At 64.7% G+C, this 14082-nt stretch carries 13 protein-coding genes; 9 read left to right on the forward strand and 4 right to left on the reverse strand.

All coding sequences use genetic code 11. From position 1 onward, the window contains the following. Positions 1-23 precede the first annotated feature (23 nt). On the reverse strand, positions 24-1295 hold the full coding sequence (locus QA635_RS30060; protein ID WP_283063123.1) for an allantoate amidohydrolase: 1272 nt from the start codon (positions 1293-1295) through the stop codon (positions 24-26). 373 nt (positions 1296-1668) lie between these two features. Here QA635_RS30060 and QA635_RS30065 point away from each other — a divergent pair, with 373 nt between their 5' ends. From QA635_RS30065 to QA635_RS30085, 5 genes are read left to right on the forward strand one after another with little or no spacing between them, the layout of a single operon-like run. Next, positions 1669-2778: a BMP family ABC transporter substrate-binding protein gene (locus tag QA635_RS30065; protein WP_283063125.1), complete on the forward strand. Its 1110-nt coding sequence runs from the start codon at positions 1669-1671 to the stop codon at positions 2776-2778. Then, positions 2775-3884: an ABC transporter permease gene (locus QA635_RS30070; protein WP_283063127.1), complete on the forward strand. Its 1110-nt coding sequence runs from the start codon at positions 2775-2777 to the stop codon at positions 3882-3884. Before QA635_RS30065 ends, QA635_RS30070 begins: the two co-directional genes overlap by 4 nt. A 1-nt stretch (position 3885) precedes the next feature. Beyond that, positions 3886-4812 carry an ABC transporter permease gene (locus QA635_RS30075; protein WP_018270387.1) on the forward strand — a complete coding sequence of 309 codons (927 nt, stop codon included), beginning with the start codon at positions 3886-3888 and terminating at the stop codon, positions 4810-4812. A 19-nt stretch (positions 4813-4831) separates the two neighbouring features. Beyond that, positions 4832-5515: a biuret amidohydrolase gene (gene biuH / locus QA635_RS30080; protein WP_283063130.1), complete on the forward strand. Its 684-nt coding sequence runs from the start codon at positions 4832-4834 to the stop codon at positions 5513-5515. Beyond that, complete coding sequence (locus tag QA635_RS30085; protein ID WP_283063132.1) at positions 5512-7044, forward strand: ABC transporter ATP-binding protein; 1533 nt, start codon at positions 5512-5514, stop codon at positions 7042-7044. The genes biuH and QA635_RS30085 overlap by 4 nt, the downstream gene beginning before the upstream one ends. 311 nt (positions 7045-7355) lie before the next feature. Here the strand turns inward: QA635_RS30085 and puuE are convergent, their stop codons facing one another. Together puuE and QA635_RS30095 are read right to left on the reverse strand one after the other, a co-directional pair. Further along, positions 7356-8294, reverse strand: coding sequence for an allantoinase PuuE (puuE, locus tag QA635_RS30090; protein WP_283063134.1), 939 nt, complete (start codon positions 8292-8294; stop codon positions 7356-7358). 1 nt (position 8295) lies between these two features. After that, positions 8296-8709: a DUF3830 family protein gene (locus tag QA635_RS30095; protein WP_021077459.1), complete on the reverse strand. Its 414-nt coding sequence runs from the start codon at positions 8707-8709 to the stop codon at positions 8296-8298. Between the two features lie 195 nt (positions 8710-8904). On the opposite strand from QA635_RS30095, the gene QA635_RS30100 reads away from it, so the two are divergent. From QA635_RS30100 to QA635_RS30115, 4 genes are all read left to right on the forward strand, one after another. Then, entirely contained in the window at positions 8905-9639 is a 735-nt protein-coding gene (locus QA635_RS30100) for an SDR family NAD(P)-dependent oxidoreductase (protein ID WP_283063137.1), read from the forward strand. A 1128-nt stretch (positions 9640-10767) separates the two neighbouring features. Further along, the gene (locus tag QA635_RS30105) at positions 10768-11616 is read left to right on the forward strand and encodes an Npun_R2479 family HD domain-containing metalloprotein (protein WP_057015250.1); all 849 of its coding nucleotides are present in this window, start codon (positions 10768-10770) and stop codon (positions 11614-11616) included. A 227-nt stretch (positions 11617-11843) separates the two neighbouring features. Then, positions 11844-12845, forward strand: coding sequence for a tryptophan--tRNA ligase (trpS, locus tag QA635_RS30110; protein WP_283063139.1), 1002 nt, complete (start codon positions 11844-11846; stop codon positions 12843-12845). Between the two features lie 83 nt (positions 12846-12928). Then, entirely contained in the window at positions 12929-13129 is a 201-nt protein-coding gene (locus QA635_RS30115; protein WP_016843073.1) for a hypothetical protein, read from the forward strand. Positions 13130-13140: 11 nt separating this feature from the next. Here QA635_RS30115 and QA635_RS30120 read toward each other — a convergent pair whose 3' ends face one another. Then, positions 13141-14010, reverse strand: coding sequence for an aldose 1-epimerase family protein (locus QA635_RS30120; RefSeq protein ID WP_283063142.1), 870 nt, complete (start codon positions 14008-14010; stop codon positions 13141-13143). Positions 14011-14082 lie beyond the last annotated feature (72 nt).

Raw genomic sequence — 14082 nt, forward strand, 5'->3', positions numbered from 1 at the left:
GAGGGCCTGCGAAGCGCACAATTTTAGCTATTCACTGCAACGTGCGGACGAAAATTCTCGACGACGCGCAGCAGCACCCGCGCGCCGGTGTCGGCATCGGCGAGCTCGACATGCTCGGCCGGATTGTGGCTGATCCCGCCGCGGCAGCGCACGAAGATCATGCCGATATCGGCGACATCCACCATCGCCATCCCGTCATGCCCCGCCCCGCTCGGCAGCTCGAACGCGGCATAGCCCTCGGCCGCGACGGCCTCGGCGATCTGCGCCTTGAGCCACGGCGCGCAGGGCACGCTGCGGTTCTCGTGGGTGACGTCGATCTGCAAGGCGAGGTCGCGGCGTTTTGCGATCGCCTCGATCTGCCGCACGATGTCGGCGACGACGCGCTTGCGATGCGTGTCGTTCTGAGAGCGGATATCCATGGTGAAGGACACCTTGCCCGGGATCACATTGGTGGCGCCCGGCATCGCGTTAACATAGCCGACGGTGCCGACGAGGCCTTGTTCGTCGGACCTGCAAAACTGTTCGATCGCAACGATGCATTCGGCAGCGCCCGCCAGCGCATCGCGCCGCAGCTTCATCGGCACCGTGCCGGCATGGCCGGCGACGCCGGTGAGACTGGCGGCAAGCCGGGTCGCGCCCGAAATCGCGGTGACGACGCCGACCGGCAGCGCCTTCTCTTCCAGCACGGGGCCCTGCTCGATGTGCAGCTCGACATAGCCGAGCAGCTCCCGGCGGGCGCGCGCCGCCTTGCCGATATGATCGGGATCGAGCCCGAACTGGATCAGCGCGTCGCGCATCGACGTGCCGGCGCGGTCGCGCGTGTTGAGCACGCTCTCGTCGAACGTGCCGGCGACCGCGCGGCTGCCGAGCAGGGTCGAGGCGAAGCGCACGCCCTCCTCGTCGGCAAAGCCCACGATCTCGATCGCGAACGGCAGTCGCCTGCCGCGCCGGTTCAGATCGGCGACGCAGGCGATCGCGGTGATGACGCCGAGCGGACCGTCCCATCTGCCGGCGTCGCGCACGGTGTCGTAATGCGAGCCGAGCATCAGCGCCGGCAGGCCCGGCCGGTCGCCCTCGTAGCGGCCGCAGACATTGCCGATCGCATCGAGATGCGCGCTCATGCCGGCCTCGCGCATCCAGGACAGGATGAGATCGGCTGCCTTGCGATGCTCGTCGGTGAGGAAGATTCGCGCCAGATGCTCCGGCGTCTCGGAGATCGTCGCGAGCTGATCGATCCGCGCCACGATCTCTTCGCCAAGGGAAGATGGTTTCGAGGACGGTTTTGTCTCGCTCATGCTGTTTCCCATCAGTCCAACGCGGCCGGCGGAGCCCGCCTCACTCGTAGCAGGCCCGATCCGATTCACCAGCCAGCAAATGGCGCTTCGTGCGCAGGCCCCGACCGGGCTCGCACCGGCTGTCCGGCGGTTAGCGACTGCTTAACGGCATTGCATACAACAGCGATCGATCGCTCATAAAATAGGCAAATCAATCTCAATCGGCTTCCGAGCGTTCCGGGACCGATCACCATTCTCACGTACATTCAATCATTTACGGAAGACTGATCGCCAAACATGCTCTGGCATGAAGCTTGCGACACTTCCCCCAAGCTCCGCCGTCAGGCGGCTGCGACAAGGACAGGCGGGCCGGACCCGCCGGAGGGAGCAGGCGATGGATTTTGGCAGGATTTCAAGAAGGCATTTATTGCAGGGCAGCGCCGCACTGGCGCTCGGCAGCACGCTTGGCATTCGTGGCGCGGCGGCAGCGGAAACCACGATCGGCTTCATCTATGTCGGGTCGCGCGACGACTACGGCTACAACCAGGCGCACGCGCAAGGAGCCGCGGCGGTGAAGAAGCTTCCCGGCATCAAGGTCGTCGAGGAAGAGAAGGTGCCGGAGACCGATGCGGTCGAGAAGACCATCGAGTCCATGATCAATCTCGACGGCGCCACGCTCATGTTCCCGACCTCGTTCGGCTACTACAACCCGCACGTCCTCAAGATGGCGGGCAAGTTTCCAAAACTGCGCTTCGAGCACTGCGGCGGCCTGTGGTCCGACAAGGACCCGAAGAACGCCGGCAGCTATTTCGGCTATATCGACGAGGCGCAATACATCTCCGGCATCGTGGCCGGCTATTCGACCAAGAGCGGCAAGCTCGGCTTCGTCGCCGCCAAGCCGATCCCGCAGGTGCTGCGCAACATCAACGCGTTCACGCTCGGCGCCCGGCTCGCCAATCCGAAGGCGACCACCCAGGTGATCTTCACCGGCGACTGGTCGATGCCGGTCAAGGAAGCCGAAGCGACCAACAGCCTGATCGACCAGGGCGTCGACGTGCTGACCTGCCATGTCGACGGACCGAAGACGATGGTCGAGAACGCCGCGCGCCGCGGCGCTCTTGTATGCGGCTATCACGTCAACCAGTCGCCGCTGGCGCCGAAGGCCTATCTCACCGGCGCCGAGTGGAATTGGGAGGCGCTCTACCCGAAATTCGTCAAGATGATCATCGCGGGCGAAGCGATCCCGAACTTCTATCGCGGCGGCCTGAAGGAAGAGATCGTCAAGGTGTCGCCCTATGGCGAGATGGTGTCCGCCGAGGCGCGCAAGCACGCCGACGACGTCAAGGCCAAGTTCATGTCCGGCAAGTTTACGATCTTCAAGGGTCCGCTCGTCGACAACAAGGGCAAGACGGTGATCGCGTCCGGTACCGATCGCGGCCAGCAGGATCCCGAGCTCGAGAAGATGGACTATCTCGTCGAGGGCGTGATCGGAGCCACCGCGTGACGACGGAAACGGCGGAATCGGTTGAGACGGCCGGCATCGCTCCGGCCGCCGATCCCGGATTCCTCCAGCGCCACGGCGCGCGCATCGAATACATCCTGATCCCGGGCGCGGCGCTGGTCGGCGCGCTCGCGGTGTTCGGCGGCTTTGTCGCGCTCTACGGCAAGAACCCGCTCGATCTGTATTTCTACATGTATTACGGCGCGTTCGGCACCGCCTTCTCCTGGCAGAACACGCTGACCCGCGCCGCGCCGTTGATCCTGACCGCGCTGTGCACGGCGCTGCCGGCGCAGCTCGGCATGGTGATCATCGGCGGCGAAGGCGCGTTGTTGATCGGCGCGCTGTCGGCGACCGCGGCGGCGCTGGCGCTGCAGGGCGCGGCACCGATCGTGGTGCAGATCGCGATGGTGATCGCGGGCATGATCGGCGGCGGCCTCTGGATCACCCTGTCGGGCGGCCTGCGGCAATATCGCGGGGTCAACGAGACGATCTCGAGCCTGCTGCTGGTCTATATCGCGCTCGCGATTCTGAACCATCTGGTCGAGGGGCCGATGCGCGATCCGGCGAGCCTCAACAAGCCTTCGACGCGCGAGATCGGCGCCGCCAACATGATCGGCACCATTCCCGGCACCGACGTGCATTGGGGCCTGGCGTTCGGCCTCGTCGCCGCCATCGTCGCCTACATCCTGATCTATCACACCACTTTCGGCTTCGCCGCGCGCGTCGCCGGCGGCAACATCCGCGCCGCCAAGATCGTCGGCCTCAGTGTCGGCAAACTGATCCTGACCGTGTGCTTCCTCGCCGGCAGTTGCGCCGGGCTTGCCGGCATGATCGAGGTTGCGGCGGTGCAGGGCCGCACCAACGCCAACCTCGCGGCGGGTTACGGCTTCACCGGCATCCTCGTTGCGTTCCTGGCACGGCAGAATCCGCTCGCGATCATTCCGGTGGCGATCCTGCTCGGCGGTATCTCGGCCTCCGGCGGCCTGTTGCAGCGGCGGCTCGGCCTGCCCGATGCTTCGGTGCTGGTGCTGCAAGGCATCATCTTCGTGTTCGTGCTGGCCAGCGACGCACTCTACGGGCGCATCGGCTTCCTGAAGGGAAAGTCCTGACATGGCGGATGCATCGCTCGGGCTCTGGACCGTCCCGCTCGCCGTATTCGGCGGCGCCATCCGCGTCTCGACGCCGTTTTTGTTCGTCAGCCTCGGCGAGTGCATCACCGAGCGAAGTGGCCGCATCAATCTCGGCCTCGAGGGCACGCTGGTGATGGGCGCGATGAGCGCCTACGGCATCTCCTATCTGTCGGGCTCGCCGTGGCTCGGCGTGCTCGCGGCCGGCATCACCGGCGCGTTGTTCGGCGCGCTGCATGCCGGCATCTGCTCGCTGCCGCGCGTCAACGACATCGCGGTCGGCATCGCGCTGATGCTGCTCGGCACCGGCCTCGCGTTCTTCCTCGGCAAGCCGCTGATCGAGCCGACGGCGGCAAGGCTGCCGGCGATCGATTTCGGCTGGTGGAGCGACATCCCGCAGGTCCGCGCGGCGCTGCGCATCAATGTGCTGTTCCTGATCGGCGTCGCGATCGCACCGCTGCTCTATTGGGCCTTCAGGACCACGCGCTGGGGCCTCTTGATCCGCACCGCCGGCGAGAGCGCGGATGCGGCGCGCGCGATGGGCCATTCGGTGCTGCTGATCCGGCTGCGCGCCACCATGGTCGGCGGTTTCCTCGCCGGCATCGGCGGCTCGTTCCTGTCGCTGTTCTATCCGGGCAGCTGGAACGAAGGCCTCTCCTCGGGACAGGGCATCACGGCGGTGGCGCTTGTCATCTTCGCGCGCTGGGACCCGATGCTCTGCCTGTGGGCCTCGCTCGCCTTCGGCGGCGCCGCCGCGCTCGGGCCCGCGCTGCAATCGGTCGGCATCACCTCCGGCTATCATTTGTTCAACGCCGCGCCCTACATCCTGACGCTCGCGATCATGATCATCACCTGCTCGCCGAAGCGCACGCTGACCGGCGCACCCGCCGAATTGTCCATCACCCGATAGCATCTCGAAAGATCATTTCATGCCCGAGCGCTTCATCAAGTCCGAGCCCTACGCCTGGCCCTACAATGGCGATCTGCGGCCAGAGAATAGCGCACTCATCATCATCGACATGCAGACCGATTTCTGCGGCGTCGGCGGCTATGTCGACAAGATGGGCTACGACCTCTCGCTGACCCGGGCGCCGATCGAGCCGATCAGGAAGCTGCTCGCGGTAATGCGCGCACAGGGCTTTCACATCATCCACACCCGCGAGGGGCACCGGCCTGATCTGGCCGACCTGCCAGCCAACAAGCGCTGGCGCTCGCGCCAGATCGGCGCCGGCATCGGCGACCCCGGCCCCTGCGGCCGCATCCTGGTGCGCGGCGAGCCCGGCTGGGAAATCATTCCGGACCTCGCGCCGCTGCCGGGCGAGCCTGTTATCGACAAGCCCGGAAAAGGCTCGTTTTGCGCCACCGACCTCGAGCTGATGCTGCGGCTGCGCGGCATCGAGAACATCGTGCTGACCGGCATCACCACCGATGTCTGCGTCCATACCACGATGCGCGAGGCCAACGACCGCGGCTTCGAATGCGTGCTGGTCGAGGACTGCTGCGGCGCGACCGACCGGAGCAACCACGATCACGCGCTGAAGATGATCAAGATGCAGGGCGGCGTGTTCGGCGCGGTGACCAGATCCGCCGACCTGATTGGGGCGCTGTCGTGATCATCGGCGAGCCGCCCGCACCATCAGGCGCGTTCGGCGTCGACGCCATCGCCATGACGATGCGGTTCGGCGACTTCACAGCGCTCGACAATGTCGAGCTCAAGGTGCGTCCCGGCTCGTTCCACGCCTTGCTTGGTGAAAACGGCGCGGGCAAGAGCACGCTCGTGAAATGCATCATGGGCTATTACCACGCCACCGAAGGCGACATCCTCGTCGGCGGCCGCCAGCAGGCCATTGCCAATCCGAAGGACGCGCATGCGCTCGGGCTCGGCATGGTCTACCAGCACTTTACACTGGTGCCGGCGATGACGGTTGCCGAGAACCTGGTATTGGCGCGCGACGACGTGCCTGCCGTGGTCGACTGGCGCAAGGAGAAGCAGGAGCTGGAGGCCTTCCTGGCACGGATGCCGTTCAAGGTGCCGCTCGACGCAAAGGTCTCGGATATCTCCGCCGGCGAGCGGCAGAAATGCGAGATCCTCAAGCAGCTCTACCTGAAGCGCCGCTTCCTGATCCTGGACGAACCGACCTCGGTGCTGACGCCGGGCGAAGCCGACGAGGTGCTCGGCATGCTGCGCGCGATGGTGGTCGCGGGCGAGCTCACCATCCTGATGATCACGCACAAGTTCCGCGAGGTGATGGCCTTTGCCGACGAGGTGACCATCCTGCGCCGCGGCAAGCTTGCCGGCAGCGGCCGGGTCGCGGAGCTGACGCCGGACGAGATGGCCCGCACCATGATCGGCGCCGAACAGCTGACGGTACAGCCGCCGCGCACCGGCGAGACCGGAGCGGCCCGGCTCGAGCTCGACAAGCTCACCGCGCTTGACGATGCCGGCGCGATTGCCGTGCACGGCGTATCGCTGACCGTGAAAAGCGGCGAGATCGTCGGCATCGCCGGCGTCTCCGGCAACGGCCAGCGCCAGCTCGTGGAGGTCCTGGCCGGCCAGCGCGAGGCCGAGAGCGGCGTGATCCGCGTCCAGGGCGAGACCTATGCGGCGAGTCGCGCGGAGATGCGGCGGCACAGGATGTCGCTGCTACCGGAAGAGCCGCTGAAGAACGCCTGCGTCGGCGGCATGAGCGTCGCCGACAACATCGCATTCCGCGAGTTCGATCGTGCCCCGTTCGCGCGCGGCGGCTGGTGGCTGAACCGTGCCGCCTTCCGCAACGACGCCGAACGCAAGATCAACCGCTACAAGATCAAGACCCGCACGCCGGAGACGCCGATCGCGGCGCTGTCGGGCGGCAATGTCCAGCGCGCGGTGCTGGCGCGCGAGCTTTCGGGCGACGTCGAGGTGCTGATCGCCGCCAATCCCTGCTTCGGACTCGACTTCGCGGCCGTGGCGCAGATCCACGCCGAGATCATGGCCGCCCGCAACCGCGGCGCGGCGGTGCTCTTGGTCAGTGAAGACCTCGACGAGCTGCTGGAGCTGTCGGATCGGCTGGTCGTGATGTTCCACGGCGCCTTCGTGCATGAGGCCCGCGCCAGCGAGGCCGACCTCACCGAGATCGGCCGGCACATGGCAGGCCATTGACCGTCCGCGTCAAGCGAAGCAATCCATTGTTCCGCCTATGCGGGATCTCGCAATGACGAACAGCTCTGGCCTCACAAAGATGTCGTCCCTGCGAAAGCAGGGACCCATAACCACGAATGCCGATTGTTGCGCAGCGCTGGAACGACGAATCCCGTTCACAACGTCCGCCGCGGCGTATGGGTCCCTGCTCCCGTGCGCAATTGCGCACTAGGCAGGGACGACACGGAGTTTGTGGCGCGCGATCGCGGCAAGACTCCTTCATTGCAATGGCGAAGCCCTTTATCAGCACTCCGCGTCATATCAACGCCGAGTTAGCCGATCTCGAACGCGTGTTCCGCGAGATGCTTCAGATTGGCGTGCCAATGCTCGGCGATCGCAAGCCGGGTCGGCACCCAGACGTGCTCGTGCTTCTGGATGTAGTCGAGAAAGCGCATCAGCGCGGCGGCGCGGCCGGGACGCCCGACGACGCGGCAATGCAGACCGATCGACATCATCTTCGGTGAGGTCGCGCCCTCGGCATAGAGCACGTCGAAACTGTCTTTCAGGTAGGTGTAGAACTCCTCGCCGGCGCCGAAGCCCTGCGCGTTGATGAAGCGCATGTCGTTGGCATCGAGCGTATAGGGGATCACGAGATGCGGCTCGGTGCCGGTTGCCTTGATCCAGTACGGCAGATCGTCGGCGTAGGAATCGCAGAGATAGCGCAGGCCGCCCGCCTCCATCAAAAGCCGCAGCGTGTTGATCGAGGAGCGGCCGGTGTACCAGCCGAGCGGCCGCGCGCCGGTCGCCTCGGTATGCACGGCAATGGCGCGGGCGATCTCCTCGCGCTCCTCGTCCTCCGACATGTCCTTGTGCTCGACCCAGCGCAGGCTGTGGCTCGCGATGTCCCAGCCCGCCTCCTGCATCGCGGCGACGACGTCCGGATTGCGCTTCAGCGCCATCGCGACGCCGAACACCGTGGTCGGCAGCTTCCGCTCGGTGAATATCCGCCACAGCCGCCAGAAGCCGGCGCGCGCGCCATATTCGAACATCGTCTCGATATTGGCGTGCCGCCGGCCGACCCAGGGCTGCGCGCCGAGCACGTCGGACAGAAACGCTTCCGAGGCGCGATCACCGTGCAGGATGTTGTTCTCCCCGCCCTCCTCGAAATTGACCACGAATTGCACGGCGATGCGCGCCGCGTCGGGCCATTTCGGATCGGGCGGATTGCGGCCGTAGCCGCGGAGATCGCGCGGATAGCGGGCCTCGGTCACATCAGATTTCCTCGAAGCGGATGTTCTGCGCGCCTTTCCACAACACAGTCTTGCCGAAGGCGGTGAGGTTCTCCAGCCCCGAGGTCAGCGTGATGAAATGATTGCCGGCGAGCTGGCCCATCTTGCTGGCGAAATGCACGCCGCCATAGGCGAGCAGGATCTCGGTCTCGCTAATGCCGCCGGGATAGAGGATGATCTGGCCCGGCGCCGGATAGCTGGTGTGGTTCTCGTAGGACACGCCGAAGTCGAGATCGCCGAGCGGCATCCAGACGCCCTCGCCGCTCCAACGCACATGGATCGCCTGGCTCTCGAACGGCATCGCCTTGCGGAAGGCGGCGACCGTCTTCGGCGCGAGCTGCTCCTCGAAACGGGCGTCAAAGGTGAAATCGCCGGCGCGGACAATCAGTTTGCTCATCGGACTCTCGTGGGTGGGCCAAGAAGTGATGCCTCAACCATTGCCGCCGGCCCGGGCCGGACGCAAGGCCGATTCCGGCCCAGGAAGCCGGTTTTTCGCCGCTCGGCGGCCTCCAACGCAGATTTGAGCAGAGTTGCGTTGCACCGCGCCTCCCCGTTTGCGAGCCTGCGCGGATACGTCGAACAGGGTGACCAGATGACAACAAGCAGTCTGCACGGACATGTGGCACTGGTGACCGGCGGATCGCGCGGCATCGGTGCGGCGATCGTCAAGATGCTGGCGGATGCCGGCGCCGCCGTCGCCATCAATTATCGCGAGCGCTCGGCCGAGGCGGAGACGCTGGCAAAGGGCATCATTGCCGCCGGTGGCCGCGCCGTCGCGATCGCGGCCGACGTCTCGGAAGCCGCCGCCGTCGCCACGCTGGTCGAGCGCGCCAAATCCGGGCTCGGCCCGGTCGACATTCTCGTCAACAACGCCGGCATCGCCATCGTCAGGGGGGTCGACGACCTCACCGAAGAGGATTTCGACCGCACCATCACGGTCAATCTCAAATCGGCGTTTCTGTGCACGCAGGCGGTGCTGCCGATGATGCGCACCCGGAAATGGGGCCGCATCGTCAACATCTCCTCCGGCGCTGCGCGCGGCGCCGGCTCGATCGGACCGCACTACAACGCATCCAAGGCGGCCATGGAGGGCCTGACCCGCGGCTATGCCGCACGCCTCGTCAAGGAGGGCATCACGGCCAATGCCGTCGCGCCCTCGCTGATCGAGACCGACATGATGAAGGGACAGAGCGAACTGGTCAGCCGCATTCCGATGGGCCGTTTCGGCACCGCCGAGGAGGTCGCGCAGGCCGTGATGCTGCTGGTCAATAATCCCTACATGACCGGACAGACCATCGCGATGAGCGGCGGCATGGCGTTCAACTAGGGCACGTACCCATAAACCCGGCAGCATCATGCGATGAAGCTTACGTCCGCGTTGTCCGTATAGCGGTCATTTGTGCAGCATCGGAACATGTCGCGGTGGGCCATTTCCGGACTCTTGCATGGCAAGAGTCCCGCAAGATGACGGGCCAGTTCAAATGTCCGCCCGGAGTGGCACCTGCTTGCTACTTGCAACCGCGGCAAATCGTAAGCTTGCCCTTTAGTTTGTCGTCATCCCCGGGATCGACCGATTGCTGCCGAGAGACACGATCTGCTTCTTGATCGAGCTTGGGCTGCTTCGCCCGGTGTGACCTGACGGGTCGCGTCGTCCGGCTTGACGTGTCGTCGTCGATGCCGACGCTAAAACCATCGTAATCGGGGACCGGTCCAGCCGACGGCGGCGACCTGTCGATCACCTGTGCTGGCGAAGCGCTGCCTGACTCTACCGGCGTGTGTTCGACAGTGGCAGATCGTGGGGCAGTGGAGCGTGGCAAAGACTCCTTGGCGGCTCGGGGCAGTACCGAACTTTTAGCGGTCGCCGTCGGCGGCCAGACGTTGTTGGTTGCAGCCGGAGATGCCGATCCCCCGTCCGACGGCGGCGGCGCAAGCGAAAGCGGAGGGGAAAGCGAGGTCTGACATCTCGCGCTGTCTTGTGACCAAACTCCCGCCGTCAATAAACCAAGGGCAAGCAGTGTTGCGTTCTTCATTACTCGTCCTGCAAATCACTTGGAACGAAAGCATTGATCGCGTGACTCCTATCGCCACGCTTCGACAAGAATTTCCACATCTGACATGGCGATCAAAAATTGACGGAAGTTGGGAGCCATGGGCGGACAATGCGCGCTTCGGTCCACCCTCGTTCTGGCCCCACTGCCCGCTTCGGGTCCGATCGCGACCGCTTGGCCCGGTCTCGGCAAGATCCGGTATGCACCTCACAGCGGACCGTTTGGCGGTCGGGTGCATTGATCGCGATGGGCCATCAGCGGTGGTTCAGCCTTGCCTCATGCCGGGCAGCCCCCAAACCAGGGCTCGACAGGCCTCCGGGCCACCAGGCTCCGGCCCAATTCGCGGGACCAACAACCCGGTGACGAAATACCCAAACCGGCATAGCATCCGCGCATTGGAGGCGATCATGTTCAACCCAACTCAAATTGTCATCCAAGCGTTTGTCGATCAGCTCAAGGGTACATACGGCCAAATCTACGGAATCCTCGAGCCCGCCTATCCGGACATCATCGGTTTCGTTGGGCGCCTCGCGTTGGAGAATATTGCCAATAGCGATGCGGCCTACCACGACATGAACCACACCATCATGGTGACGTTGGTGGGACAGAACATTTTACTCGGGAAGCATACGAGCGAAGGCGGCGTCAGGCCGCGCGACTGGCTCCATTTCATGATTTCGCTCTTATGCCACGACATCGGCTATGTACGCGGGGTATGTCGAGGCGACCGGGACGGACTTTATGTTTGTAACGAAAACGGTGATCGCGTCCGGATATCTGCTGGAGCCACGGACGCATCCTTGACCCCCTATCATGTGACACGATCCAAGCTCTTTGTCCGCGAGCGTTTCGGCAAGGTGAGCCTGACCTCCATCGACACAAAGGAAATCGAGGCGAACATCGAGCACACGCGCTTTCCGGTCCCGGGGGAAGAGGAGCATACCAGTACGGCGGATTATCCCGGCCTGCTTCGTGCCGCGGATTTGATCGGCCAATTGGCCGACATTGACTATTTGCGGAAGACGTCAGCCTTGTTTGCCGAATTTCAGGAGACTGGCGCAAGCGAGAAACTCGGATATCAGACTCCCGATGATCTACGTGCAGCGTACCCTGCTTTCTTCTGGAAGGCCGTCTGCCCCTATATCGGCGACGCACTTCGATATCTGCGGGTCACGCAGGAAGGTAAGCAATGGATCGCCAACCTTTATGCGCACGTGTTCTCGGAGGAGCACAGGGGAGCGATTACTCGAGCATAGCCGGGTGGAAGAATAACTGGCTATGCCGTCTTGACCGGCTCGTTCGATTGCCTTACGCCACACGCCATGAACCGCTCGATCCTGATCGCCAATCTCTGGTGGCTCGCCGACTGACAGGCGGGCCGAACGCGTTCATGCATTTCGGGGCCGCCGCATTGGGCGGCCTTTTTCTTTCACCTCATCCAGCCCGCATGCGGTGTCCCCATTCAAACGAATGGAGACAAGCCGTGACCAAACCGATCATCCTCACCGGCGACCGCACCACCGGGCCGCTGCATCTCGGCCACTACGTCGGCTCGCTCAGAAGCCGCCTCGCGTTTCAGGACAGCCATGAGCAATACCTGCTGCTCGCCGACATGCAGGCGCTGACCGACAACGCGCACGACATCGGCAAGGTCCGCGGCAACGTCATCGAGGTCGCGCTGGATTATCTCGCCGTCGGCATCGATCCCGAACGGACCTCGATCTGCCTGCAGTCGCAGCTTCCGGCGCTCGCCGAATTGTCGATGCTCTATCTCAATCTCGTCACCGTCGCGCGGCTGGAGCGCAATCCCACCATCAAGGACGAGATCCGCGCCCGCGGATTTGGACGCCACATCCCTGCGGGCTTCCTGTGCTACCCGGTGGCGCAGGCCGCCGACATCACCGCGTTTCGGGCGACCGTCGTGCCGGTCGGCGAGGACCAGGCTCCCCTGATTGAGCAGACCAACGAGATCATCAGGCGCGTCAACGCGCTCGCCTGCCGTGCGCTCCTGCAGGAGGCGGTGGCCGTCATACCACGCGCGGGACGGCTGCCGGGCGTCGACGGACGCGCGAAGATGAGCAAATCCGCTGGCAATGCGATTGCTCTCTCGGCCTCGCCCGGTGACATCACGGCTGCGGTGCGCGCGATGTTCACCGATCCCGATCATCTGCGTGTCGGCGACCCCGGCAAGGTCGAGGGCAATGTCGTCTTCAGCTATCTCGACGCGTTCGACGACGATCACCATGCCGTCGAGGAATTGAAGGCGCGCTATCGGCGCGGCGGTCTCGGCGACGCAGCCGTCAAGCGGCGGCTCGAGGACATCCTGCAAGCCCTGATCGCACCGATCCGGACCCGGCGCGCCGAGCTGGCGGGCGATCGCGACCATGTCGCTGACGTGATCAGGCGCGGAACCCTGAAAGCTCGCGAGATCACCGAGCGCACCAGGCGCGATGTGATGGCGGGACTCGGCGTGTTCCAGCTCTGAATGCGCTGTCATCAAACCATGGCAGGAACTGTGCTTGCCTGTAACAGTTGTCCGCTTGGCGAAAACCGGATTTGGAGCTTGTCGTGATCGATCCGAAAACGCTTCTCGAACGCGCGGCGCAATTGACCGATCAGGCCAAGGGCGAGGAAGACGCCGGCATCCGCGAGCGGCTGCTACGCATGGCCGAGCATTACCGCGACCTTGCCGCGCATGAGGCCTGGGCGAACGAGAACCCGCCATCGGTCGGCGCGATCACCAGTGCGCTCAGCCCCCGCGCTCATTGACCTGTTCTTCGTCAGCTCACGCGAATGCGATAGCCCAGTGACTGCCGCGCACCCGGCGCGATGTGCATGAGGCCGGGCTTGCCGGCGAACTCGCCGTCGAATTCGACCGGGCTGGCGAAACCGTGCCACGGCTCGATGCAGAGGAACGCCGCGCCACCGACCTTCGACCAGATGCCAAGTTCGCGAAAGCCGCGCCAGGACAGCTCGATCGCGGGCCCCTGCGCAGCAGCAAAGCGAACCGACGCGCTCGCAACCTGATCGAGGATCATGGCGTCGTCATCGAACAATTGCGCCGACAACGCGAGCACCTTGCCCTTGATCGGACTTGGCTCGGATTGCTGCCGCATCAGTCCCTCCGTCAGCCGCCGGATCGGCGCCGGCTCATCCTTCGCGAAGGTCAACGCGTACGCCTCCTTTGCCAATCCCGGAAGCAGCGGCCAGTTGAAGGCGGGATGACCGCCGAGAGAGGCCGGCAGCGTCTCGGCGCCGGTGTTGACGATGTCGAAGGCGACATCGAGATCGGCGCCATCAACGGTATAGGTGACCTCGAGCCTGAACGCGAAGGGATAGCGCGCACGCGTCTCCGCATCGTCGGTGAGCGCGAGCTTGCAGGATCGGGGCCCCTGCTCCACCCAGGCAAAGCGGCGGTCGCGCGCAAAGCCGTGCTGCGTCATCGGATAGGTCTTGCCGTTGTGGCGCAGCGTATCGTTCTTCAAGCGGCCGACGATCGGGAACAGGATGGGCGCATGGCGCGGCCATTGCGGGCCGGCCTGCCACAACAGTTCGGTCCCGTCGGCATTTCTGAGCGACGACAATTCGGCGCCCTGCGCCGAAATGGTCGCGGCGATTCCTTCGCCGCGCAGCGTGTGACCGTCGCTCATGCCTCGCCTCGCCGGGTTGCGCTATACCCCGACAGGAGATGTTCGAAGCCGGCGAAGCCGTCAACCCCAAAG

The sequence above is a fragment of the Bradyrhizobium brasilense genome, from assembly GCF_029714345.1.
Classification (GTDB): Bacteria; Pseudomonadota; Alphaproteobacteria; order Rhizobiales; family Xanthobacteraceae; genus Bradyrhizobium; species Bradyrhizobium australafricanum.

What these genes read in the sequence shown, in the direction of transcription:
- QA635_RS30060 (WP_283063123.1), bottom strand. Translation starts at nt 1,295, where the DNA reads ATGAGCGAGACAAAACCGTCCTCGAAACCATCTTCCCTTGGCGAAGAG.
- QA635_RS30065 (WP_283063125.1), top strand. Translation starts at nt 1,669, where the DNA reads ATGGATTTTGGCAGGATTTCAAGAAGGCATTTATTGCAGGGCAGCGCC.
- QA635_RS30075 (WP_018270387.1), top strand. Translation starts at nt 3,886, where the DNA reads ATGGCGGATGCATCGCTCGGGCTCTGGACCGTCCCGCTCGCCGTATTC.
- biuH (WP_283063130.1), top strand. Translation starts at nt 4,832, where the DNA reads ATGCCCGAGCGCTTCATCAAGTCCGAGCCCTACGCCTGGCCCTACAAT.
- QA635_RS30095 (WP_021077459.1), bottom strand. Translation starts at nt 8,709, where the DNA reads ATGAGCAAACTGATTGTCCGCGCCGGCGATTTCACCTTTGACGCCCGT.
- QA635_RS30100 (WP_283063137.1), top strand. Translation starts at nt 8,905, where the DNA reads ATGACAACAAGCAGTCTGCACGGACATGTGGCACTGGTGACCGGCGGA.
- QA635_RS30105 (WP_057015250.1), top strand. Translation starts at nt 10,768, where the DNA reads ATGTTCAACCCAACTCAAATTGTCATCCAAGCGTTTGTCGATCAGCTC.
- QA635_RS30120 (WP_283063142.1), bottom strand. Translation starts at nt 14,010, where the DNA reads ATGAGCGACGGTCACACGCTGCGCGGCGAAGGAATCGCCGCGACCATT.